This window comes from Vibrio sp. 10N.222.49.C9 (assembly GCF_041474985.1).
GTDB classification, from domain to species: Bacteria; Pseudomonadota; Gammaproteobacteria; order Enterobacterales; family Vibrionaceae; genus Vibrio; species Vibrio crassostreae_C.
Map to the genome: position 1 here is coordinate 1 of NZ_JBFRVD010000305.1, position 396 is coordinate 396.

Below are 396 nucleotides of genomic sequence, written 5' to 3' on the forward strand. Positions count from 1 at the left end.
TGAGGTGGTTGAGGCTACCTCTATTCGCGTAGCCTCAAATCATCTCCATTAATTCCAGAGCTATCCTAGAACCAACTTAGAACTGTTCCAGGACTGTCCCAGAACTAATCTTGAAGCGGTACCACCAATAGGTCGATAGGCATGTCATGAATCATGTGGCGAGTGTTGGAAAGCAACTTGCCCCAGAAGTCATGATGGTGTCCACAGACAACCAAATCAAATCCTCTTTCTTTTATTGCATCTGAAAGTTCTTCGACCAAATCACCACGTCCCACGAGAGTGTTACTCACTGGATAATCGAGCTTTTCGCTCAAATCTTGTAGCTTTTTAGTGGAAAGCTTAGTGGTCGCGCTCTGACTATCAACCAAATTAACTTCAATCAGTCCAGTGTAGACT

1 protein-coding gene is annotated in these 396 nt (G+C 44.2%); it reads right to left on the reverse strand.

Translation table 11 applies throughout. The features are described from left to right. Positions 1-104 precede the first annotated feature (104 nt). Positions 105-396 (reverse strand): universal stress protein (locus AB4585_RS23255; RefSeq protein WP_372171150.1); only part of this gene is annotated, 292 nt, incomplete at its 5' end.